This is a genomic window from Fulvimarina thalattae, assembly GCF_040239565.1.
In the GTDB taxonomy this organism is placed as follows: Bacteria; Pseudomonadota; Alphaproteobacteria; order Rhizobiales; family Rhizobiaceae; genus Fulvimarina.
This window is the reverse complement of the sequence record NZ_JBEHWS010000007.1, coordinates 185,530-208,886: the sequence shown is the minus strand read 5'-3', so window position 1 is coordinate 208,886 and position 23,357 is coordinate 185,530. Positions and strand designations below refer to the sequence as shown.

At 61.8% G+C, this 23,357-nt stretch carries 20 protein-coding genes; 10 read left to right on the top strand and 10 right to left on the bottom strand.

The genetic code is table 11. The features are described from left to right. The first annotated feature begins 29 nt into the window (after positions 1–29). From ABRA89_RS11695 to ABRA89_RS11685, 3 genes are read left to right on the top strand one after another with little or no spacing between them, the layout of a single operon-like run. Positions 30–488 carry a hypothetical protein gene (locus ABRA89_RS11695; protein WP_349941652.1) on the top strand — a complete coding sequence of 153 codons (459 nt, stop codon included), beginning with the start codon at positions 30–32 and terminating at the stop codon, positions 486–488. Continuing rightward, positions 481–1,272 carry a 4'-phosphopantetheinyl transferase family protein gene (locus ABRA89_RS11690; RefSeq protein WP_349941651.1) on the top strand — a complete coding sequence of 264 codons (792 nt, stop codon included), beginning with the start codon at positions 481–483 and terminating at the stop codon, positions 1,270–1,272. Before ABRA89_RS11695 ends, ABRA89_RS11690 begins: the two co-directional genes overlap by 8 nt. Beyond that, the gene (locus ABRA89_RS11685; RefSeq protein WP_349941650.1) at positions 1,269–2,084 is read left to right on the top strand and encodes a metallophosphoesterase family protein; all 816 of its coding nucleotides are present in this window, start codon (positions 1,269–1,271) and stop codon (positions 2,082–2,084) included. The genes ABRA89_RS11690 and ABRA89_RS11685 overlap by 4 nt, the downstream gene beginning before the upstream one ends. On the opposite strand, the gene ABRA89_RS11680 is transcribed toward ABRA89_RS11685, so the two are convergent. Beyond that, on the bottom strand, positions 2,081–3,478 hold the full coding sequence (locus ABRA89_RS11680) for a dipeptidase (RefSeq protein WP_349941649.1): 1,398 nt from the start codon (positions 3,476–3,478) through the stop codon (positions 2,081–2,083). The genes ABRA89_RS11685 and ABRA89_RS11680 overlap by 4 nt on opposite strands. Positions 3,479–3,805: 327 nt before the next feature. Here ABRA89_RS11680 and ABRA89_RS11675 point away from each other — a divergent pair, with 327 nt between their 5' ends. Further along, the gene (locus ABRA89_RS11675; protein ID WP_349941648.1) at positions 3,806–5,932 is read left to right on the top strand and encodes a Na+/H+ antiporter NhaC family protein; all 2,127 of its coding nucleotides are present in this window, start codon (positions 3,806–3,808) and stop codon (positions 5,930–5,932) included. Between the two features lie 67 nt (positions 5,933–5,999). On the opposite strand, the gene ABRA89_RS11670 is transcribed toward ABRA89_RS11675, so the two are convergent. Further along, entirely contained in the window at positions 6,000–6,917 is a 918-nt protein-coding gene (locus tag ABRA89_RS11670; protein ID WP_349941647.1) for a LysR family transcriptional regulator, read from the bottom strand. A gap of 547 nt (positions 6,918–7,464) precedes the next feature. On the opposite strand from ABRA89_RS11670, the gene ABRA89_RS11665 reads away from it, so the two are divergent. The 4 genes from ABRA89_RS11665 (at position 7,465) to ABRA89_RS11650 (ending at position 13,103) form a co-directional block, all read left to right on the top strand. Beyond that, a complete protein-coding gene (locus ABRA89_RS11665) occupies positions 7,465–8,598 on the top strand; it encodes a type III PLP-dependent enzyme (RefSeq protein WP_349941646.1) in 1,134 nt (377 codons plus the stop codon). Positions 8,599–8,749: 151 nt separating this feature from the next. Next, positions 8,750–9,430, top strand: coding sequence for a GNAT family N-acetyltransferase (locus ABRA89_RS11660; RefSeq protein WP_349941645.1), 681 nt, complete (start codon positions 8,750–8,752; stop codon positions 9,428–9,430). 137 nt (positions 9,431–9,567) lie between these two features. Continuing rightward, positions 9,568–11,967 carry a PAS domain-containing sensor histidine kinase gene (locus tag ABRA89_RS11655; RefSeq protein ID WP_349941644.1) on the top strand — a complete coding sequence of 800 codons (2,400 nt, stop codon included), beginning with the start codon at positions 9,568–9,570 and terminating at the stop codon, positions 11,965–11,967. A 131-nt stretch (positions 11,968–12,098) separates the two neighbouring features. Then, the gene (locus tag ABRA89_RS11650; protein ID WP_349941643.1) at positions 12,099–13,103 is read left to right on the top strand and encodes an SHOCT domain-containing protein; all 1,005 of its coding nucleotides are present in this window, start codon (positions 12,099–12,101) and stop codon (positions 13,101–13,103) included. Positions 13,104–13,115: 12 nt separating this feature from the next. Here ABRA89_RS11650 and ABRA89_RS11645 read toward each other — a convergent pair whose 3' ends face one another. The 6 genes from ABRA89_RS11645 to ABRA89_RS11620 form a co-directional block, all read right to left on the bottom strand. Continuing rightward, positions 13,116–14,882, bottom strand: coding sequence for a DEAD/DEAH box helicase (locus tag ABRA89_RS11645; protein ID WP_349941642.1), 1,767 nt, complete (start codon positions 14,880–14,882; stop codon positions 13,116–13,118). A 154-nt stretch (positions 14,883–15,036) separates the two neighbouring features. Then, on the bottom strand, positions 15,037–16,773 hold the full coding sequence (locus ABRA89_RS11640; RefSeq protein ID WP_349941641.1) for a putative bifunctional diguanylate cyclase/phosphodiesterase: 1,737 nt from the start codon (positions 16,771–16,773) through the stop codon (positions 15,037–15,039). A gap of 285 nt (positions 16,774–17,058) precedes the next feature. Next, positions 17,059–18,036 (bottom strand): WD40 repeat domain-containing protein, encoded by a 978-nt coding sequence (locus tag ABRA89_RS11635; protein WP_349941640.1) that lies wholly within the window; start codon positions 18,034–18,036, stop codon positions 17,059–17,061. Between the two features lie 8 nt (positions 18,037–18,044). Continuing rightward, positions 18,045–19,184 (bottom strand): CobW family GTP-binding protein, encoded by a 1,140-nt coding sequence (locus tag ABRA89_RS11630; RefSeq protein WP_349941639.1) that lies wholly within the window; start codon positions 19,182–19,184, stop codon positions 18,045–18,047. A gap of 118 nt (positions 19,185–19,302) precedes the next feature. After that, complete coding sequence (locus ABRA89_RS11625) at positions 19,303–19,563, bottom strand: hypothetical protein (protein ID WP_349941638.1); 261 nt, start codon at positions 19,561–19,563, stop codon at positions 19,303–19,305. Continuing rightward, positions 19,560–20,363 (bottom strand): creatininase family protein, encoded by an 804-nt coding sequence (locus ABRA89_RS11620; RefSeq protein ID WP_349941637.1) that lies wholly within the window; start codon positions 20,361–20,363, stop codon positions 19,560–19,562. The genes ABRA89_RS11625 and ABRA89_RS11620 overlap by 4 nt, the downstream gene beginning before the upstream one ends. A 98-nt stretch (positions 20,364–20,461) precedes the next feature. Here ABRA89_RS11620 and ABRA89_RS11615 point away from each other — a divergent pair, with 98 nt between their 5' ends. Further along, positions 20,462–20,914 carry a MarR family winged helix-turn-helix transcriptional regulator gene (locus ABRA89_RS11615; RefSeq protein WP_349941636.1) on the top strand — a complete coding sequence of 151 codons (453 nt, stop codon included), beginning with the start codon at positions 20,462–20,464 and terminating at the stop codon, positions 20,912–20,914. Between the two features lie 100 nt (positions 20,915–21,014). Then, positions 21,015–22,052: a LacI family DNA-binding transcriptional regulator gene (locus tag ABRA89_RS11610; RefSeq protein ID WP_349941635.1), complete on the top strand. Its 1,038-nt coding sequence runs from the start codon at positions 21,015–21,017 to the stop codon at positions 22,050–22,052. Between the two features lie 16 nt (positions 22,053–22,068). Here ABRA89_RS11610 and ABRA89_RS11605 read toward each other — a convergent pair whose 3' ends face one another. Beyond that, positions 22,069–22,662 (bottom strand): NADPH-dependent FMN reductase, encoded by a 594-nt coding sequence (locus tag ABRA89_RS11605; RefSeq protein WP_349941634.1) that lies wholly within the window; start codon positions 22,660–22,662, stop codon positions 22,069–22,071. Then, positions 22,659–23,279: a class I SAM-dependent methyltransferase gene (locus ABRA89_RS11600; protein WP_349941633.1), complete on the bottom strand. Its 621-nt coding sequence runs from the start codon at positions 23,277–23,279 to the stop codon at positions 22,659–22,661. The genes ABRA89_RS11605 and ABRA89_RS11600 overlap by 4 nt, the downstream gene beginning before the upstream one ends. Between the last annotated feature and the right edge of the window lie 78 nt (positions 23,280–23,357).

The following is a 23,357-nucleotide window of genomic DNA, read 5'->3' as shown; positions in this document are numbered from 1 at the left end:
ACGTCGGGCCGGTAAGAGCATCGCAGTCCATGGCAACGATCCTTCGCTTCATCTTCGTCATCCCCTTCGGCTTTGTTATGGCCTGCCTGACGAGCGCCTTCACCATCCTCTGGCCCTATCTCGGGCTGACGGAGGCGGAGAACGCGTTCAGTCCGGTGGTCTATGTCCATTCCGCCGTCGCCTTCTGGGCACAGGGCGCGCAGATCGGCTCGACGCTGCTGATTCCCTGGGCGATCTTCATGGCAGCGAGCGAAATTCTGGGGCTATCCTCGCTGTTGCTTCACATTGCGGCCGGCATCGCGGGCTCGGTATCCATCATCATTCTGGCCTATGGCGAGCCAGCACCGAGCGGCTCGATACAAGCCGCGATTGTCATGTCGGGGATCGTCTTCGCCCTCACCTATTGGCTGGTCGCGGGCCGTAGGGCCGGCGCATGGCGACCACGCCGGAAGGTGAAAACGAAAGAGACGCCGCAACCGCATGACTGAGACACATGCCGAGAAGCCGAATGCAGATCAGGTCGCGGTGCATCTCGTCCTGATCGACGATCTACCGCCCGATCGGCTTTCCACTTATGTCGGTCTTCTCGACGCCAGCGAGCGAGAGCGTCACGACCGATTCCGGGTGAAGGGCGCCCGCGAGGAATTTCTCGTCGGCCGCGCGCTTTTGAGAACGACCCTTAGCAGTCTTCGGCCCGATATCGCACCTGATGCGTGGCGCTTCGCGCTGAACGGTTTTGGCAGACCGGCGATCGACTGGAGCGCGACCGGCGCCAAGCCGTCGAAGCTGTTCTTCAACCTCTCGCACACACGCGGACTGGTCGCGCTGGCGGTTGGATTGTCGCAGGATATCGGCGTCGATGTGGAAGCGATTACGCGCGGTGCACCGGATCACGATATCGCGCGGCGGTTCTTCACCGAGGACGAAGCCGACTGGATCGATGCCGGCGCCGACGAGGGCGAGAGGACCGAACGCTTCTTCGCGCTCTGGACCTTGAAGGAGGCCTATATCAAGGCGCGCGGCATGGGTCTTTCGCTGCCGCTCGACGGTTTCCTCTTCGATTGTTCGCAGCGCCCGCCAACCGTCTCGTTCAACGAAAAGATCGAGGACGATTCAGGGCGTTGGCGCTTCGAACGGCGGGTAATCAGCGACGGGCACAGGCTCGCCCTCGCCTGCCCGGCCGGTTCGGGTGCCTCACGCTTTTACATAGCCGAACCGCTCGCCTCGTCGCCGAGCGTGTTCACGCCGCCAATCGCGGATGCCTTTTCATGAGGCTTTTCGCGGTCTCAGACCTTCATCTTGGCCACCGGGCAAACCGGGAAGCGATCGCGGAGATCGAAGCAAGGCCCGACGACTGGCTGATCCTCGCCGGTGATGTCGCGGAGAAGAACGAACATATCCGCTTCGCCTTCGAGCACTTCGCCGAAAAGTTCGCACAGCTTGTCTGGGTGCCCGGCAATCACGAACTCTGGACCCGTCCGGGCGCGGATAGCGTACGAGGCGTCGCGCGTTACGAGGAACTGGTCGCGCTCTGCCGGGAATACGGCGTTCTTACACCCGAAGACGACTATCCGGTGCTTGATCTTAAAAGCGGCACGGTTAGGCTCTGCCCGCTCTTCCTGCTCTACGACTATTCCTTCCGCCCGTCCGAAATTGCATTCGAGGATGCGGTCGAATGGGCAAGGGAAAGCGGAGTCCTCTGTTCCGACGAGTTCTTCCTTTCGGCCCATCCGCATGCCTCGCGCACCGAATGGTGTCATGCGCGCTTCGAGGCGACGAAACCGCGGCTCGACGCGCTGGACCGGGAACATCCGACAATTCTCGTCAGCCACTGGCCGCTTCGCGAGGATGTCGCCCGCACCCCGCGCGTGCCCCGCTTTTCGATCTGGTGCGGGACAAAGCTCACCGAGGACTGGCATCGGCGTTATCGCGCGAAGGCGGTTATCTCCGGGCATATCCACATCCCCTCCTCCAAAAGCGTCGAAGGCGTCGCCTTCGAGGAGGTATCCTTCGGCTACCCGAAACAGTGGCAGGGCCGGCGGCCCCACCCGGATATGGCGGTGCGGGAGATAATGGCGGTTTAGGCCGCAATACCCTTTCCGAGCCGCTCGAGGATGCGGGCCCAGGAACGCTGGCCCTTGTGGAACGACGTCATCTCGTACTTTTCGTTCGGGGAGTGGATGGCGTCGTCGCCATTGCCGAAGCCGACGAGAAGTGTCTCCATACCGAGCTGGTTCCTGAACTCGCCCGCGATGGGGATCGAACCACCCATGCCGATCATCGCCGCGCGGTTGGGCCATTCGGCGGAAAGGGCTTCGCTGGCGGCCGCGATCCACGGGCTGTCGAAGGGAAGCTGTATCGCCGGCGATCCGCCATGAGGGTGGAATTCGGCGGTGCAGTCCGCCGGAAGGCGATCGCGCACGAAGCGGCGGAAGTTCTCGCGCAGCTTTTCGGGATCCTGATTGAAGACGAGACGAAACGACACCTTTGCCCGGGCTTCGGCCGGGATGACGGTCTTGAAGCCCGCGCCCGTATAGCCGCCGATGATGCCGTTCACTTCCGCCGTGGGGCGTGACCAGGTCTGCTCCAGAACGGAGCGCCCCTTTTCGCCGGAAGGAACCGAAAGGCCGACATCTCCGAGAAAATCCTCTTCGGAGAAGTCGAGCTCGTCCCACTGCGCCTTCACGTCCAGAGGTACCTCATCGACGCCCTCGTAGAAGTCGGGGATCGTCACCCGGCCCATCTCGTCATGCATGCTGCCAAGAATATGTGACAGGACATGGAGCGGGTTCTGGGCCGCGCCACCATAATAGCCCGAATGAAGATCACGGCTCGCAGCCTTGATGACGACTTCCTCGCCCACGAGGCCCCGCAGACCTGTCGAGATGGCGGGGGTTTGCCGGTCCCACATATTGGTGTCGCAAACGAGGGCCGCATCGGCCTTCAGCTCGTCCTTATGAGCCTCGAGGAAGGGCAGCAACGAGGGTGAACCGGACTCCTCCTCGCCCTCGAACAGGATCGTGACGCCGCAGGGCAGGCCGCCGGTCTCCGCCTTGAAGGCGCGGCAGGCCTCGACGAAGGTCATCAGCTGGCCCTTGTCGTCCGCCGCGCCGCGCGCAACGATCCGCTTCGTGCCATCGGGCCCGTCCGCCACAACCGGCTCGAAGGGATCGGAATTCCACAGTTCGATCGGATCGACCGGCTGGACGTCGTAGTGGCCGTAGAAGAGGACGTGCGGAGCACCTTCCGGCCCTTCATGGCGGGCGAGAACCATCGGATGGCCGTTGGTGTCGCGCACCGAAGCCTGAAAACCGATCGCGGCGAGGTCACCGGCCAGATAGTCGGCCGCCTTCCGGCACTCGCTCTTGTATTCGGGATCGGTCGAGATCGAGGGGATGCGCAAGAGATCGAACAGCCGGCCGAGCGACCGGTCGAGATTGAGGTCGATGCAGCTCAAGACGCTGTCGAGTGAGGCCATAAATTCCGTCCTGCATAAAAAATTTCGCTGGTGCGAAACGTAGGGCGAAGGCGCCTCGCAACAAAGCCGAATTGTGTCAGGAAAGTGACAAAAAACACCTATTACGCAGGGGTTTCAGACTAAACCAGATTGCTTGAATCTATCGATTTTAACAACCGATACTTAGCCGCACAAAGGCTTTGCATTTCAAGTATTTCGCATCCGCCTATCGACCGATGACGCAGAGCCACTAGCTGATTTTTCAGGTATTTTTGGGCGCCGAAATCTTCGACTGATCGGGAACGAGCAGAACGACATGGTGCGCCTTGAGAAAGAGAAGGCCGTGCCATGACGGATCAACGCCTTTCGACCCTCCTGCCAACGCTCACAGCTTTTGGGACAGCTTCTGCTGCCCTGCGGCACTTCGCGCTGAGACCGCTTTTTGCGATGCTGGCGATCTGTATGACGTTCGCCATCTTTCCGGCCCATGCCCAGGAAGAGTCCAGTTCGTCCGACAGCTCACAAAACGCTGCCGCCGAGAGCTCTGAAAATTCGGCCGAAGAACCGCTCGATCTCACCTTTTCTCCGCCAAAAGTTCTCCTCAACGGGGTCCCCTTCGAAGTCGAGGTAACGTCGAGCATTGCGCCATCTCAGCCTGTCGCCATCGAAGTCGGCGGCGAGCGTTACGAGGCGGAGCCGGATGCCTTCGAAGAGCGTGAAGACCAAATCGGCTTTACGGCGAAGATCGACGAGATCACCGCGAGTGGCGACGACGGCACGCTGGCGCTCATATCGGGCGGAGAGACGTTTCAGGAGGAAACGATCCCGATCATCTCGGGCTGGTTCTCGATCCTTCCGGCCCTTCTCGCCATTGGCATCGCACTCGTGACGCGCCAGGTCGTGCCCTCGCTCTTCCTCGGTATCGCCCTCGGCGCATGGATGACCTACGGGCTTTCGCTAACCGGCATCTGGTACGGTCTGCTCGACACGATCCAGATCTACATACTCGAAGCCCTCGTCCCCTCGGACGGTTCGAAGAGCCATATGCAGATCGTCGTGTTCACCCTGATGATGGGCGGCATGATCGGCATCATCTACCGAAACGGCGGTGCCCATGCGATCGCGGATCGCATCTCGACGCTCGCCAAGACGCGCCAGCGCACGCAGCTCGCCACCAACGGCCTCGGCTTTGCAATCTTCTTCTCGACCTATGCGAACAGCCTGATCGTCGGCAACACGATGCGGCCGGTGACGGACAAGATGAAGATCAGCCGCGAGAAGCTGGCCTATATCGTCGACTCGACGGCGGCACCGCTCGCCTCGATCGCGATCATCTCGACGTGGATCGGCTATCAGATCGGCCTCATCGAGGATGCGATCGGCTCGATCGGCTATCAGGAAGGCGCCTATTCAATCTTCCTCAACGCCCTTCCCTACAACTTCTATCCGATCATCGCGCTCGCCTTCGTGATCGCAATCGCCTCGATGGGCCGCGACTTCGGCCCGATGCTGAAAGCCGAGCGACGGGCAGCGATCGACGGACATCTGACCCGCGAGGGGGCAAAGGCCGCCAGCGACGAAGATGACGATGGAGAGACTGAGGAAGGCGGCGAGTTGCGCCTCAAGGAGGGCGTCACCCAGCGTTCGATCAACGCCGTCCTGCCGATCGTCGTGCTGATCCTGACGGTTGCGATCGGCCTCTACGTCACGGGCGAAGGCGATACGTTGCGAGAGATCATCGGTTCGGCCGAGGGCAACAAGGCACTCGTCTGGTCAGGCCTTCTGGGCGTCCTGACGGCATTCATCCTCACCTTGTCGCAACGGCTCATGTCGATGAAGGAAACGGTTCTTGCCTGGTTCGACGGCATGAAATCGGTCCTCTTCGTCATGATCATCCTGACGCTGGCATGGTCGCTCGCCGCGATCGCGGAGGACCTGAACACGGCGTCCTTCCTTGTCTCGGTTCTGGGCGATGCGATCCCGCCGCAGTTCCTGCCGGCGATCCTCTTCATTCTCTCGGCGGCCGTCTCTTTCGCCGTCGGCACGAGTTGGGGCACGATGGGCATCCTGATGCCGCTTGCCGTGCCACTCGTCTGGTCGTTGATGCAGAATGCCGGCATGGGCGACGGGGAGAACATGTACATCCTCTACGCCACGGTCGGCACGATCCTGGCGGGAAGCGTCTGGGGCGACCACTGTTCGCCGATTTCGGACACCACCGTGATCTCGTCGGTCGCAGCCGGGTCAAACCATATCGACCACGTCAGAACGCAGATTCCCTACGCGCTCACGGTCGGCGGGATCGCAATCCTCATCGGCCTGATCCCAACCGGCTTCGGTATCCCGTGGTGGATCACGCTTCCGGTCGGAATAGCCGCTGCCTTCGTCATCGTCCGCTTCGTCGGCAAGGTCGTCGTCGATGGAGAGAAGGAGCGCGAGGGCTCCGCGAAGAGCAGCGCTCAGCCGGCGGAGTAATCAGCCAGTCGGCAAAAATCATGCATCGATCCTCCGGAGTTCACCTCCGGGGGATTTGCCGTTCAGGTCACTCTTCTTTCGTCAGTTCGAGGTCGTGTTTCTTGAACCAGTTGGCAAGATAGTCGACGAAGAGGCGCACGCGAGCCGGCAGGTGACGGCGGTGCGGGAAGACTGCGTAGATGCCAGCCTCGCTCTCCATGTATTCCTCGAACAGTTTCACGAGCCGTCCCTCCTTCACGTCGTTCTTGACGACGAAGGAGGGCGACAGGGCGAGCCCGAGGCCGGCCAGCGCGGCAGCGCGAACGGTGACGGGACTGTTCGCGGTGAACTGGCCCGACACCTGGACGGGCAACGACTGACCTGTCTCAGGGTCGCGAAAGTTCCATGAGGTGAAGATTCGTGCATTGGAATCGATCACGACCGGATAATTCGTCACCTGCGAAGGATGGCTCGGCTTGCCGAGCCGCTTCAGAAGTTCCGGGCTCGCCACGATGCAGAAATCGAGCGAAGCCAGACGCCGGGCGATCAGTGCGGAATCGGCGAGCCGGGTCATGCGAATGGCGACGTCGAAACCTTCGTTGACGAGATCGACGAAACCGTCGTCGAGATGGATGTCGAGGCTGATATCGGGATGGTCGACCGCGAAGTCGACGAGGCTGTGGCCGAGATGAGCATCGCCGAACGTGCGTGCGGCGCTGACACGAATCATGCCCTTGGCCTCGCCCGTCGCCTCGCGCGCGGCATCGTTGAGGCTCTCGATGTCGCTGAGAAGCTGGCCGGCGCGGGTCATGTAGACCTCACCGGCGGCAGTCAGCGCAACCTGGCGCGTCGTCCGGTTGATGAGGAGGACGCCGATCTCATCCTCCAGTTCACGCACATATTTCGAGAGAAGCGCCTTCGAACGCCCGGTCTTGCGCGCGGCCGCGGAGAACCCCTCGTTCTCCACGACAGCCATGAAAGCGCGCATTCGGGTCAGGGTGTCCATCGCGTCGTCCTTATACTCTGGTCTTGAGTGGCTATGGCGCTTTTGCCACTGAAATCAACTCATTCCTAAAATTTCGGCACGGGTCGATTTTTGTCTTGCGTATGACAGTCGCCGACTCTATTTCACGTTCTGCCCAATGTCGCACGTGCCCATGGGCGTCCCCCGGTCCTCACGATAGCGAGGATGAACCGGGACGGTACCTGGACGTAACACACCCAGTCGGTTTCGCGAGCCGCGCGATAACCGAGGACGCTTGAAGCAACGACGGTCCGGGCCTTTCTGGTCTCTCCTGGTGTCCAAACCCAGGAATACTGAAGAGGCACACCTTCCTTGCCTGAAGTGCGGCGGGTCCAAGCCCTCCAATCCATGGCAGACCGATACCCGAAGCCGGTGCACGAGCCGTGCCGTTTTCGGACCCATCGCGTCGCGCGAGCGATTCAAACCGGAAAGGGTGATTTCACCTCAACCGGCAAGGTCTGTTCGCGTCTCGCTCCTCGTCGACCCCGCCCGTTTGACACTGGGCCGCCTGGTTTATGGGAGAGCCACCATGGCCTCACAGCGCATCACCGACTTCCTCGCCGCCAATCCTGTCGAAGGCCCTTGCCTTGTCGTCGATCTCGACGTCGTGAAGGATAACTTCAACGCCTTCCGCAAGGCGCTTCCCGACTCCGCGATCTTCTATGCGGTCAAGGCCAATCCCGCCCCGGAAATCCTGAAGCTGCTCGCCTCGCTCGGCTCGAATTTCGACTGCGCTTCGGTCGCCGAGATCAAGATGGCGCTCGCCGCCGGCGTCGGCCCTGAGCGCATCTCCTACGGCAACACGATCAAGAAGGAGCGCGACGTTGCTTCGGCGCACGCCCTCGGCGTTTCGCTCTTCGCGGTCGATTGCATCGAAGAGGTCGAGAAGATCGCCCGCTCCGCACCGGGTGCCCGCGTCTTCTGCCGCGTCCTTACCGATGGTGAAGGCGCCGAATGGCCGCTTAGCCGCAAATTCGGCTGCGTTCCGGCGATGGCGATCGACGTCCTCACCCATGCCCGCGATCTCGGCCTCAAGGCGACCGGCATTTCCTTCCATGTCGGCTCGCAGCAGACCGATACGAACGCCTGGGATTCGGCAATCGGCGATGCCAAACTCGTCTTTGAGACGCTGGAGCGCCGCGGCATCAACCTCACTCTCGTCAACATGGGCGGCGGCTTCCCGACCCGCTATCTGAAGGACGTCCCGACCGCGCAGGCCTATGGCCATGCGATCTTCGAGAGCCTGAAGAAGCATTTCGGCAACCGCCTGCCCGAGACGATCATCGAGCCGGGCCGCGGCATGGTCGGCGATGCTGGCGTCATCAAGGCCGAGGTCGTCCTCGTCTCGAAGAAGTCGGACACGGACGAGAATCGCTGGGTCTATCTCGATATCGGCAAGTTCGGCGGTCTCGCCGAGACGATGGATGAGGCAATCCGCTACCCGATCCGCACCCGCCACGATGGCGGCGCGACCGAGCCTTGCGTCCTTGCCGGCCCGACCTGCGATTCGGCCGACGTGCTCTACGAGAAGAAGCCCTATCCGCTGCCGCTCGCGCTGACGATCGGCGACGAGGTGCTGATCGAGGGAACCGGTGCCTACACCACGACCTATGCGTCGGTCGCCTTCAACGGCTTCGAGCCGCTGGCCTCCTACGTCATTTGAGGATCGCATGAGACCGATCAGAGCCTCCCTGCTTCGACGAAGAAGCCGAAAGTCCTGATCCGGCGCCAATGGCGCGCCGGGTCAGCATCCCGCGCGCCGTTTCTCATCTGAACGGCATTCGTCAACCGCCTGACATCATGGGTGGTCCGTCATGCTTCATGTTCCCTTCGCCGATACCGCTACCGCTGCATCCCCGGTTCAGCCGTCAGCGTTCGACCTGCCCTCCATCGCCTTTCTGCCCGCTCCGGCTGCCTTCGCCATCGTCGCGGAGACAGAGGCGCATGTGCCTGCACGCGAGGCGCTGCTCGACCGGGCGATGGGTCTAGGCCGGACGCGCAAGTCCTCCGAAACGATCCGGCGGGGCCGCCTACCCGCCGAGGGGCTCGCTTTTGCGGCAATGGCTCCCGATGCTTCGCTGCTCGGTACAGTTCGGCTCTGGCACATCTCGGCTGGTTCGCGCGAAAATGTGGCGGTGCCCGCACTCCTGCTCGGTCCGCTTGCGATCGATCCTGCCGCGCAGGGGCTTGGTCTCGGCGGCGCAATGATGCGTCATGCCATTGCCGCTGCAAAAGCGCTCGGCCACGGTGCGATCATTCTCGTGGGCGATCCGGAATATTATGCTCGGTTCGGCTTCTCTACGTTCGCGACCGCTGGCCTTGCCATGCCTGGCCCCTTCGAAGCGCGCCGTCTTCTGGCGCTCGAACTTGCTAATGGCGCCCTTTTCGGCGCATCCGGTCTCATCCGGCCGACCGGCGAGATCGACTTGGTCTCAAACGGCTCTGTTGCAAGCGAAGAAAGCGCTATATCGGTACATATCGCAACAGCGGCGTAAGTGTTTGAAAGGCAAAATTAAAGGTGGTCGCTAGCCTTCCACCCTTGCCTATCGGTAGAATAACTATCAAATGATCGTGCTCTCAATTAACATGCGTCCTTTTGGCCGCTGATGAAATTTCCGACATGGATTGGGGGATGACGACGCTGACGCATGACTACCGCCTTGCCTCGCTGCAAGCTGAGAACGAAGATTTGCGTCTGCGCCTCTCGCGTGCCGAAGCCGAACTGGCATCCGTCGCAAGCCAGAGAGAAGTCCAAGACAGTTCGCGTAGGCAGCCGCGCCGGGCGATGCGCGGGACCGACGACGTCTACCGGATGATCGTCGAAAGCGCGGTAGATTATGCGATCGTCGCGACCGATCTCGACGGAACAATCACCACCTGGAACGAGGCGGCAGAGGACGTGCTCGGCTGGTCCGAACGCCAGATCGTCGGCCGCTCGATCGATACGATCTTCACGCCCGAGGACATTGCGAACGATGTCCATGTCAAGGAAATGCGCATTTCCCTGACCGAAGGTAAGGCTCGCGACGAACGCTGGCACATGAAAGCCGACGGCTCGCGTTTCTTTGCCTCCGGCGAGATGATGCCGCTTTACGATGACCACGACGAAGCGGTGGGCTACATCAAGATCCTGCGGGATCGGACCCGTGAGGTCCTGGCGGAGAACGAGCTGAAGACCAGCCAGGAACGGCTGCAAATGGCCCTCGACGCCTCCGCGATCGTCGGAACCTTCGACTGGGACGTGGAAACGAACACAATCTGGGCCGATGCCCGTTTCGCATCCGTATTCGGCCTGCCGCCTGAAACGGCCGAGACCGGCGCGACGCTCGAAGCCTTCGTCAATGGTATCCACCCGGACGACCGCGGACGCGTGACCGAAAAGATTCGCATCGCTTCCGAGACCGGCGCGCCCTTCATCGAAGAATACCGGACCATCGACTCCGAAGGGCGCCTGCGCTGGATCTTCAGTCGCGGGCGCTGTTTTCTGAATGAGAATGGCCAACCCATTCGGTTTCCGGGCGCGATCGTCGATATCACCGCCGAGAAAGAGCGTTCGCTCCGTCAGGCCGCTCTCTTGCGCCTCGGGGACGATCTCCTGAAGGAGATGGAGCCGAACGAATATGCGATGAACGCACTGACGATCCTCGGCGAAGCGCTGGATGTCGCGCGGGTGGGCTACGCGACTGTCAGCGGCGAGGGACGGACCGCGACGATCGTCAACGAATGGACAGCCGAAGACGTCGGTGTCCTTAGCGGAGACTTCGATCTGCGAAAATACGGCGACGAGTTTCGCAGCTCGCTAAGCGGTGGCCTCGTCGCCATCAACGACATCGCCAGCGATCCGCGAACATCGGAATTCAGCGATCGCTTCGCCTCGATATCGGTTCGCTCGCTCGTCAACATCACGGTAGTCGAGCGCGGCGAACTGAAGATGATATTCTATGTCCACGACGACCGTCCGCGTCCGTGGTCGTCGGACGACATCGCATTCGTTCGCGAGATCCTTTCGCGCGCCTGGACCTACACGCGCCGCAGGCGGGCTGAACTGGCCCTGGTCGAGACCGAGACGCGGCTGAGGCTTGCGCACGAGGCGGCCAACATAGGCACCTTCGACTACGACATCGTTGCCGGCAAGCTCATGTGGGACGAACGCTGCCGGGCGATGTTCGGCATTTTCGGCGGCGACAACATCACCTATGACGACACGTTTGTGAACGGCGTTCATCCCGACGACCGTGAGCGTGTCATGGCGGCCGTGAACAGAACGCTCGATCCAAACATCGGCGCCGACTACGATATCGTCTACAGGACCGTCAGCAAGGAGGACGGCCTCGTCCGCCATGTCCAGGCAAAGGGCCAGACAATCGTTTCGAATGGCCAGACCATCCGTTTCGTCGGCGCCGTCAGTGACATCACTGAGGAAAAACTCGCCGAGGAGCGCCAGTCGCTTCTGACCCGGGAGCTTCAGCACCGCGTCAAGAATACGCTCGCCATGGTGACTGCCATCGCGAACCAGACCATAAGGCGGGCCACGAATCCACAAGATGGGCTCAATGCCTTCACCGGCCGGATTGCGGCTCTTGCCAAGGCGCACGATATCCTCGTCGAGACGAGTTGGACGTCAGCGCCGATAGCGGACGTCGTCGCGCGCACTCTCGTCATCCACCATCCGGGGCGTGCCGAGCGGCTGGTCTGGGGTGGGCCGAAAACCATGCTCACGGCCCGGCAGGCGCTTGCCCTGTCGCTGGCGCTGCATGAACTCGCGACGAATGCGACGAAATACGGTGCGCTCTCAAATGACGACGGCAAGGTACGTATCCACTGGACACTGGAACCGCGCCGCGCCGAGGGGCAGAGGATGACCTTCGAATGGCGCGAGAGCGATGGCCCAACTGTTAGCGTGCCCGAGAGAAAAGGCTTTGGCTCACGCCTGATACAACAGTCGCTCAGCGCCGAATTCGGTGGCGATCTCGAACTGAACTACGAGCCGAGTGGTCTCGTCTGCTCGATGAATGCGCTTCTCGGCGAATGAGCCTTCCATCTGGCGACTGACGGCCGGATGCGATAACGAAGGTGACACCCCATCTTCCATAAAAGACCATCGCGGACGGCCAAGCCGATCCGTTGAGATGGCAATCTGATCTTCGCGAACAGGACCCTGCCATGGACGACGCCCGAGAGATCGCCCGTATCTCATCCTCGACCGGTTTCTCGGAGGACGCCGTGCGCGCCATGGCCGAAGCGCTGCGCGCCGGCAACGGCACGATGGCCCAGTTCAACCATTCGGAGCTTGGCGGCTTTGGGCAGTGGTCGGCCGGCGGAATGCTGATGATCGGCGACATGTTCAACAATGTGCTGAAAGGCCGGGTCGGCACTTTGGCCGATATGGTGTCCGGCTCGCTCGCCCGCGGCGACCTGCCGATGCGTACGGCAAGGTCGGATGGTTTTGGCTTGGGGACGCAGAGCCAGTGGTGGCCCGAAGAGCTCGGGCAGCCTTCCTCCAGCGGCGCTCAGAACGGCATTCGGTACGCCGTCTTCCCCGGCACCGCGCGGCTGGCGATCGAGACGGGCGGAAAGGTGACGGTCTACGATACCGGCCATCACCAGATCGGCGGCGTCTCTCAGCAGCAGGGCGGCACCTCGAGCTTGCGCTTCTCAAGCCAGTTCGGATCGATCGAGCCGGGCGATCTCAAGATCGTGGATGGCGGTACGGTTGAGGAGGCAAAGGACTCGCGGTCCTATCCCGCCAACAGTTCCCCGATCAACACGGGATCACAGTCTCAATCGGCGTTCACCTCAGCGGGTCCAGGAAACTTTCAGTCGCAGACGCAAGGGTACACCCCACCCTCACCTGCTGCAGCCGAAGCATCCTTCAAACAGGAAGAGAGAGACTCCGCTGCGGAGATCGATTCAAAGGACGCGTCCCCCGCACTCCCGCAACCTGAACCTGAGTCGCCACCCTCGGCCCACCGCCAAGAGCCGATCTTGCCGGAGGTGCCCACCGTTCCTCAGCCGAAGGCACCCAAAGCGGCTCCCTCCGACCGCGCCGAAAAGCCGGCCGGCGACCCGCTGGCCCTCCTGCGCGGCCTCGCCGAGCTGAAGAACGAGGGCATTCTCACCGAAGAAGAGTTTGCCGCCAAGAAAGCGGAGCTTCTCTCCCGGCTGTAAACAAGAGCCGGATCAGCCTCTGGAAGAAGCTTTCGCCTTCGCCGCCTTCGGCTTGGACTGGCGTGGCTTGCCGCGCGCCGGTGCGCCGCTGCCGAAATCCTTCTTGAATTTCGGCTTGCCGCCGGGTTTCGGTCCCTTCCCGCCCTTGCGGTCGGGGCCGGGCGCGCCGTCGGCGAGGGTGATGGTGATGTCGTCGCCGTCGCTAACCTCGGCATCCTTGGCGAAGCGCTTGGCGACGCTCTCGGAAATCTCGAACTTGGTCTCGCGATCGAAGATGCGGATCGCGCCGATGTCGTCTCGGGTGATCTTGCCTCGCCGGCACAGAAGCGGCAGCAGCCATTTCGGGTCGGCGTTGTTCTTGCGGCCGACATCCATGTGGAACCAGACGCTCGGCCCGCCGCGCTCGTGCTTCTTCGGCTTGCCGTCCCCGCGCTCGGCAGGACGGCCGCCCTTCGGATCAGGGCCGAAATTCGGATCGAACACGTCTTCCGGCGAGGGCATGCGTGCGCGCCATTGGCGCACGAAAGCGGCTGCGAGCGCTTCCGCGGAATGGCTTTCCAAGAGCCGCGCGGCGGCAGCGGCATCCTCTTCGTTCGGCTCTTCGGCGAAAACGGGATCGGCGATCAAGCGGGCTTCGTCGGCCTGACGGATTTCGTCGGCGGAAGGCGCCGCGCCCCAGGTCGCGTTGATCCGTGCCTCTGCGAGGAGGCGCTCTGCCTTGCGCCGGCGCGAGATCGGAACGAGGAGGACCGAGACGCCCTTGCGCCCTGCCCGGCCCGTACGACCGGAGCGGTGCTGCAGGGTTTCGGCATCGCTCGGAAGATCGGCATGGATGACAAGGCCGAGGCTCGGCAGGTCGAGCCCGCGTGCGGCAACGTCGGTCGCAACGCAGACCCGCGCCCGTCCATCGCGCAGAGCCTGGATCGCCTGATTGCGCTCGGCCTGCCCGAGTTCGCCGGAGAGCGTGACGGCGGCAAAGCCGCGCTCGATAAGGCCAGACGAGAGATGGCGCACGGTCTCGCGCGTGTTGCAGAAGACGATTGCGCTCGGCTGTTCGGCATGGCGCAGGACGTTCGTCACCGCGTGCTCGACCTCGTTCGGCGCAATACGCACCGCACGGTATTCGATGTCGGCGTGACCGCTCTGGCCCTTCGCGATCTCGATCCGGTGCGCGTTGCGCTGATAGTTCCGGGTCATCTGGATGATCGTCTTCGGCAGCGTCGCCGAGAAGAGCAATGTGCGGCGTTCGGCGGGCGTCGCCTGAAGCAGGAATTCCAAATCCTCGCGGAATCCGAGATTGAGCATCTCGTCGGCCTCGTCGAGGACGAGTGCCTTCAGCTTACCGATCTGCAAGGCGCCACGCGTCAGGTGATCGCGCAGGCGGCCCGGCGTGCCAACGACGATATGGACGCCCTCACCCAGACGACGGCGTTCGGCGCGCGGGTCCATGCCGCCGACAAGGGTGGCAAGCTTGGCGCCCGTGCCGGCATAGAGCCAGGTGAGTTCGTTCGTCACCTGCATGGCGAGTTCACGCGTCGGGGCAACGATCAGGGCGACAGGCTCGCCGGCCCCGCCGAAGCGCTCGGCCTCGCCGAGCAGCGTGCCAGCCATGGCCAGACCGTAGGCAATGGTCTTGCCCGAGCCGGTCTGGGCGGAAACGAGAAGATCGCGCTCGGCGAGCGCTTCGTCCAGAACAGCAGTCTGGACATCGGTGAGCTGATCATAGCCGCGGTTCGACAGAGCGTCCGCGAGCGGCTTGCTCGTGGTGGGAAGTGACATGAGGAGTCCTTGGAGGCAAAAGTGCGCCTCGTATCGCGGAACTCATCCAGCCGCGTCATTCCAAGGCTTGCTGCAGCGCGATATGCCATATTCGGCGCATCGCCTCAATGCCAAGCGTCATGATTCTCAGATAGAAGGTTTTCGGCTTCTCGAATCAGACCGCGTTTGCAATCCCTCGGCCTTCGATGGGCTTGACCGTTTCGACGCTGACGCCGCGAAGCGTTTCGATGGCGATCCGCGTGGCGCAGTCGATCGCCGGCTCGGGGCGGCCGAAAAGATAGCCCTGTCCCCGGTTGCAGCCGGCCTTGCGGACTAGCTCCAGGTGATCGAGGCTCTCGATACCCTCCGCCACCGTATCAAGGCCGAGACGCGCCGCAAGATCGCAGATCGAGGCGATGACGAGGTCGGCATTGTTGTTGCGGCTGGCCTCGCGCACGAAGCTCTGGTCGATCTTGACCACGTCGAACGGAAAACGGGTGAGATAGCTGAGCGAGGCGAAGCCCGTTCCGAAATCGTCGAGCGCGATCTTCACACCCTTCGCACGCAGTTGTTTCAGAGCGGTAAGAGCCTTGCCGTCGTGGTCGATGATCGCCGTCTCCGTCAGCTCGACGGTCATCCGCTGCGGATCGACAGCGTTCTTGCCCAGAGCATCGAGGATCGTCGGAACCAGTCGCTCATCGCTGAACTGGCGCGGTGAAAGATTGACCGTGAACCGGATATGATCCGGCCAGCCGGCTGCGATGGAACAGGCTTCCTCGATAACCCAAAGGCCGATCGGCAAGATGAGGCCGCTTTCCTCCGCGATGGGGATGAACTCGCCGGGCGAAACAAAACCGCGGCTCGGATGCCGCCAGCGCAACAGGGCTTCGAAGGAGACCAGTTTGGAGGCGGCCAATTCAACGATCGGCTGGAAATGGAGCGAAAGCTCGCCGTTCTCCACCGCATGGCGCAGATCGCGCATCAGCGCCGCACGCTTGGTGACCACGAGCTCCATCGACTCGTCGTAGAAGCAGGCTGTGCTCCGTTTGTTTTCTTTCGCGCTGTAGAGCGCGATATCGGCCCGGCGCATGATCGCCGCCACGTCGATCAGCTCACAGCTACAGACGACGCCACCGATGCTGGTCGTTGCCGAGATGGTCCGGTCGGAAATCTCATACGCCTTTTCGCCAAGCGCGATCAGGCAGCGTGCTGTCTGGCGTGCCCGATCGTCCGCATCGTTCCCGAAAAGCGCGATAGCGAATTCGTCGCCGCCGAGGCGGGCGAACAGGCATCCGGAGCCGATTGTCTCGGAAATACGGTCAGAGAACGCCTTGAGGAGCAGATCACCACCTTCATGACCGTGCTCGTCGTTTACGAGCTTGAAATTGTCGATATCGAAGATGAGCATCGCAACCTTCGTATCCGCCTTACCGGCGCAATCGACAAAGTACTGCTCAACATAGCTACTGAACGCGCGCCGGTTGGGAAGGCCGGTCAATTCGTCCGTCATTGCGCTCTTGCGTGCCTTCCGCCGCGTTTCGGCCAGCAGCCCCAGGAGCGCCAGACCGCAGGTCAGGAGGGCCGCTATCAGCCAGAACAGGATGTTCAGATTTGTGGCGAGCCGTTCGCCGGTGATCGCAGGCAAGGGACTTTCCTTAGCGTGCTCCGCAGAGGCTGCCGGCGCTGCTTCTTGCCCATTTAGCGACTTGTCCAGTATCAGCTGCGGTTCACCACGCAGCTTAGCACCGGAGAGCGTGGTATCTTTGGATACATAGGCTGGAATTGGAGGAGAGTCGGTAAGTTCGAACCGTCCGCTGTCGATCATCGCGGCCAGGATGGCCATCGCTCCGAAGGAAAGACCGCCAGCGGCCGCGATCAGGGGCGTTTCACGCCGGTCTTCTGTTCTGAACACGATCCTTCCGTCCCATTTTGAGTTGCCTTCTACGCGGCTTACTTCTGGGCGAAGTTATCGATAAGCTCTGCATGAAACTTTAAGATGTTACGACTTTTTCGGCTCTCGGCACGGCGAGATGCTAATCATGGATCAGCTCCGCCGGTGCACCCCAATTTCATATCCGATTGGCACTCCAGTGATCGGACACAGACGGGCACAAGGGTGAAAGTTCGCGGCTCTTTTGGAAAGATGTGCGGCCAACCTGTCAACCGCAGGTGTCAAATTTGCGCCTTCGACACGCAGCTATCCAGCAATGTCGACGACGCCCGCCTCGCCCCCTTCGGAGCCGAAGGCGAGCATGCGCCCACCCTTGTCCCAGGCCATGGTGCGGACCGCTGAATTGCCGCCGCGCCGCAAAAGCGCTTCTTTGGAATCTGCGAAGCGCACGGCGAGGATCATCCCGTCGGAATACCCGATCGCCAGCATATCCTCATCCGGATGACAGGCGACCGCGGTTACCATCACGTCTCCACGCGTGCCGAGTTCGAGCGGCGCCTTGCCCATCGGCCCATCCTTGCCGGAGAACGGCCAGAGGATCGCAGCGGGCGCGCCGGTAGTGGCAAGGTACTTGCCCTTGGCGGACCAGGACCAGTCCTTCACCTTGGCCGGATAGCCGGTCATGCGCATGTGCTTGCCATCGGAAACGCGCCAGCCGTGCAGAGCGTTTTCCTGCATTGTTGTGACGACGAATTTTCCGTCCGGCGAGAAGCTGACGCCCAGATGCGCGCCCTTCCATTCGAGGAAGACGGGTTCGGCCTCGGTCGCAGGAAAATAGAGCGAAGCGCCGTCATAACGCGCGACGGCGCAGCGCAAACCCTTCGGCGCGAAGGCGATGCCCTCGACGGTGCGCGGGAAGGCCCGCTCCAGCACTGCGCCATCCTTGGTACGGGCATAAGCGTTTCGCCCCGAGGCGAAGCCAACGGCCGAATTGGGGCCGCCAGCGACAGTCGAGACCCACTTTTTCCCGATCGACGCGAGCTCGCTCAGCGCCCCCTTTGCATCGATCGCCATGACGCGCCCGTCCTCGCCGCCGGTGAGGAGGCGGTTCGAATAGGCATCGAAGGATGCCGTCAGAAGTCCGCCGTCATGTGCTGTCAGCACCGAGCCACCGCCGGCCGGCAGATGGACGGTTCCATCAGCAAGCGCAAAGGCAGGCATATCGCCAAGAAAGACGGCGCGCTCGACGAATTCGCCGAGATCGTAAGGGGCAATCGAGGGCATGAAACGGTTCAGGCCTCGGCGGGGGCGCTGACGCGGGAGGCGCAGGCAGCAAAGCCCGCTTCCAGCTCTTCTCGATTAAGATCGCGGCCGATGAAGACGAGACGGCTCTCGCGCTTCTCGTCGGCTCGCCAAGCGCGCTGGTGATCGCCCTCGATAATCATGTGAACGCCTTGGACGACGTAGCGGTCCGGATCGTTGTCGAAGGCGATGATGCCCTTGAGGCGGAGGATGTTCGGGCCCTCCTCCTGGGTAAGCGCCTGAATCCACGGAAAGAACTTCTTCTGATCGAGTTCGCCCGCCTTGAGCGAGATCGAGGTCACCGTCACGTCGTGAATGGCCGAGGCTTCACCATGGGCATGATCGTGATGATGGTGGTGATCATGGCCATGGTCGTGACCGTGGTGGTGGTGATCGTGATCGCAGTCCGGGCCGCAGACGTGATCGTCATGGGCATGGCTCGCTTCGTCCAGAAAATCCGGATCGTGGTCGAGAACCTTCTTCAGATCGAAGGCTTTCTGGCCGAGGACCTTGGTGAGATCGATCCCGGCGCGCTCAGTCCGGTGGATAACGGCGTATGGATTGATGGCTCTGACGGTCGCTTCGACAGTGGCGAGGTCTTCGGGCGAAACGAGGTCCGTCTTGTTGAGGAGCACGACGTCGGCAAAAGCGATCTGGTCCTCGGCCTCGCGCGAATCTTTCAGGCGAAGCGGCAGATGCTTGGCATCAACGAGGGCGACGACTGCGTCGAGTTCGGTCTTGGCCCGCACATCCTCGTCCATGAAGAAGGTCTGGGCGACCGGCACCGGATCGGCAAGGCCGGTCGTCTCGACGAGGATTGCGTCAAAGCGGCCTTTGCGACGAGTCAGCCCCTCGACCACGCGCACGAGATCGCCGCGCACCGTGCAGCAGACGCAGCCATTGTTCATCTCGTAGATCTCTTCGTCGCTCTCGACGATGAGGTCGTTGTCGATGCCGATCTCGCCGAACTCGTTGACGATCACCGCATATTTGCGACCGTGATCTTCTGAAAGAATGCGGTTGAGCAGCGTCGTCTTGCCGGAGCCGAGATAGCCGGTGAGGACGGTGACCGGGATCGGATTGCTCTCGGCCGCCGGAGTGGCGACGTTCTGGCTGACGGCATCGGACATGGATGGCTCCTTATTCCAGCTTCCGCGCGCATATATGATCTTCAAAATCGAAATGCACGAACATCGTGCACTCGATTGAAAGGAAGGTGGACTGACGCCGAAAGGTATGGCGCAAATCTCAAGCCAGCTGTCGTGCCAGTTCGGTCAGCATAGCTTCGTCTTTCGGTGAAAGGCGCTGCCTACGCGCGATTCCGATATAGGCTTCCAGAATCTCGCATTGCTCGTTCTGGAGTTCTGCGCTCTCCTCTGCCCGGTCGAGCCGATTACAGATCGCCATGAGATCGGACCGGATCTGCGGAAAGATGTTCGGTTGTCCGAGTGCGGATTCGACCAGCTTGCGGGCCGCTCGGATCGCCAACTCACCGACGATCTTTTTCACAGGACCTCTCTAGGAGCCCGTGCCGCATCGAAGGCTGCGACCTCGTCGATGAACGTGATAAACGCATCAGCCTGATGCTCGGCGATCGCCCGGCCGATCTCTGGCTCTGCGAGCAAACTGTCCCCGACGACCCCCGCCGGGTTGAGGTCGTCGGACATCCAGCCGAAGCCGAGCCGGCCATGCGCGGTCAAATATCGGTTTTCTTCGCGCATTTCCGCCTGACGCGACCGGAAATTTCCGATCTTTTCCATCCGCACGAGATCGGGCCGGAAGTGCAGTATGAGGCTGGTCTCGACGGCGCCGCCATGGATGCCCTCCGAAAGTTCTTTTTCGGGGAGCAATCCATCCGGATATCCGAACCTCAGCCATGAGCATGTCGCGGCCATCATCCCCGTCTCGGCGCGCAGATCGACAGCCATCTGCCCCATCATCGCGGCATTGCCGCCATGGGCGTTCACCAGAGCCATTTTCGTGAAACCAGCGCGGTTGAGGCTACGCCCGATCGCGAGGATCGTCTCACCCATGGCGCGCCAGCCGAGATCGATCGTTCCGGTAAAATGCGTGTGCTCGGTCGAGACACCGAAGCTCTGGACCGGGAGGAAGATGCCCGGCCAGTCGTCCTCGGCCCGCTCGTCGACGAGATAGACCATTTCGCGCGCCAGGATCATATCGGTGCCGAGCGGCAGATGCGGACCGTGGCTCTCAATCGCCGCGAGCGGAAGGATCGGCACGAGATTCGGGAGGTCGGCCCTCGCCTCGGCAATCTCCTCGGTGGTCCAGTCTTCGAAAAAGCGCTGCATCGCCGTTCGTCCTTGCTCCTCCTTCGCCGGGCACGGGCTTGGTGGACAAGAGGCGATCGTTTCCACATGGTCAAGAGAGAGGTTGGGAAGAGGATGGCATGGCGCGCGGCAAAAAAGACGTTTTGGGCCAGTTGGCGCGGACATCGCGAACCGTGCGCGGCGCGAGCGGGCAGGAGCTGGCGGCGATCGGCCTCCACCCAGGGCAGGATACGGTTCTGACCGCCATCAGCGAGAACGAAGGGATTTCGCTGAAAGATCTCGCAAACCTGCTCTCGGTTCGCCCGCCGACGATCACGAAGACGATCGCCCGACTTTCAGCGCAGGGCTTTGTCGAGAAACGCCTCGCTTCCAGCGATTCGCGCCAGAGCCGTGCCTTCCTCACCGTCGAAGGCCGGATGGCGGCAAAGGACCTCAAGACGATCAGGAAGCGGTTCCGCAAGACGGCTCTCAAAGGTCTGTCGGAGAAAGAACAGAAGGCCTTTCTCAAGTATCTGAAGCAGATCGAGATCAATTTCGGTGGTATGCCGGACGATGTGGCGAATGGCGATTGAAACAGCCCATCGAAAACGGAAAATCGCCTGCGCTTTGCGCTTTCTCGTGGCTTTTGCCATAGATCGGGGACGGGACATGACCGAAGCGTGACGAGGGCCGGTGGCGCAAAAAGTCAAACTATCGACGATCGCGGACGAACTGGGCGTTTCAACCGCAACCGTTTCGCTCGCCTTGCGCGACAGCCCTCTCGTCGCCGACGTGACGCGCGACAAGATCAAGGCGGCGGCCCGCGAGCTTGGCTATATCTACAACCGCCGTGCGGCCTCCTTACGCACCTCGCGCTCAGGCATCGTCGGGGTCTGCGTTCATGACGTGATGAACCCCTTCTTCGGGGAGATCCTGAAATATGTCGAGCACGAGCTCGACCGCCGGCAGCAAACCTTCATTCTCTCGAACCATTACGACGATCTCTCTAAGCAGCGCGCTTTCGTCGATACGTTGCTTCAGCTGGGTGCGGATGGACTGATTCTTTCGCCGGCCGTCGGCACGCCGGCCGAGGACATCAAGCTCGCCGAAGGCAACGACCTGCCAACCGTTCTGATCGCGCGAACGATAGAAGGGGCCGGCGTCTGCGGCTTTCGGGGCGACGACGCGTTCGGCATGGCGCTTGCGGTCGATCACCTGATCGCGGAGGGTCACCGCGAAATCGCTATGGTTGGGGGTACGTCGCAGACTTCGACCGGGCGGGACCGGGCATCCGGCTGGCGGTCGGCGCTTCAGAAGGCCGGCATCGAGCCGAAACCCGAATGGCGCATCGAAGGGCCACGCAGCCGCGACGCGGGCTTCCAGGCAGCCCAGAGCTTTACCCAGATGAAACATCGCCCATCGGCAGTCGTCTGCTTTTCGGACATGGTGGCGCTCGGCTTCATGTACGGCCTTGCACGCTCCGGCTTGACGCCCGGCGTCGATGTCGCAGTCGTCGGTTACGACGACATCGCCGAGGCCGAGATCGCGATGCCTTCCCTGACCACGGTCTCGAATGGTCAAGCGGAAGTCGGCCATCGGGCGGCGGGCGCTCTGCTCGATCGTCTGGCCGGCAATCCGGCGAGCGACGAGACGGTACTGATCAAGCCCGTCCTGAAGATACGCGACTCAAGCCATTTTGCCGGCAGCCTGCAAGACCGGGTCGACGCCTGAACGGAGTGGATCGCGATCAATCCTGATCGAGCGTTCGCGCCAGGCTGCGGGTCACGTCGATGAACGATTCCAAAAGCGCATCGAACTGCATCCGCACGTGATCGGCCGCGATACCACCATCCTCGTCGAAGGCCTCCCGTGCGTTCGGCACGGTGCATTGCGCGGTGATGATCTCGGCGCCCACATTGCGCATGACAGAACGCCAGGCTTCGAGGCCGCGACGACCACCGCCCTGGCCTGTGGAAGCTGAAGCGAGCGCCACGACCAGCCCCTTGAACGGCAACACTGGCCGATCACTGATACGTCGGACGCGGCTCACCCAATCCACAGTGTTCTTCAGAAGCGGCGGTACGGATGAGTTGTATTCTGGTGAAACCAGCAGCAATCCGTCCTGCCGCGCGATCTGGCGGGCAAGATTGAAGGCGTTTTCCGGAACGCCGTCCTCGCTTTCGGTATCGCCGTCATAGATCGGAAGCGGGTAATCCGAGAGATCGAGCAGAGTCAGCTTGACGTCGGTCTTGGCCAGATGGCGTGCAGCCTCCATCGCGAGCTGCTTGTTGAAGGACCCTGTCCGAGTGGAGCCAACGATGATCGCGATTTTGGGATTCAAGCGTCGATCTCCGAAAAGGCGAGATCCTGCTCGTAGATCCAGACGCGGGCCGGCGGAATGTTGTTCCAGACGATATCGGTCGAACGGACCGAGAAGACGCCGGGAACGGCTGGCACAGGCGGCTTCCACATATAGGAAAGCTGGGTGATGTTACCGCCGGAACGCAAACGCCCGAAGTAGTCGCGAAACAGATCCTGCCGCCAGCTCGCCTTCTGCGATGTGATCGGGATGGCGAAGAGGATCGCCGCAAACTTTTCGTCCTTGCGATCGCCTAGCGTCTTATCGAGGTCGAAGCCGTCGCCGTGGATGACGTTCACTTCCGGAAACCTCTGTCTCAGCGCATCGGCGAAATTCTCCTCGAACTCGATCGAGGTGATACGGGCCGGATCGACGCCTTTTTCAAGCATCGCGCGGGTAACAGCTCCGAGGCCCGGCCCGAGCTCCAGAATGGGCCCGTCCAGCTCGACGCTGGAGTGCTCGACCATAGTCCGGCAATATTGCCGACTTGAGGGAGCCACTGCGCCCATCGAGATCGGATGACGAACCCAGTTCGCGAGGAACGGACCCAGATCGTCGTTCTTGGCGTCCCGTTCCAGTATTTTCGAATTGTCTGCCATTTCGAAATCCGTTCGCTGACCTTCGGACGAGACGCAGGATCGCGTGTGCCCGTCTTCCTCGTTCTAGCCGCAGCGCAG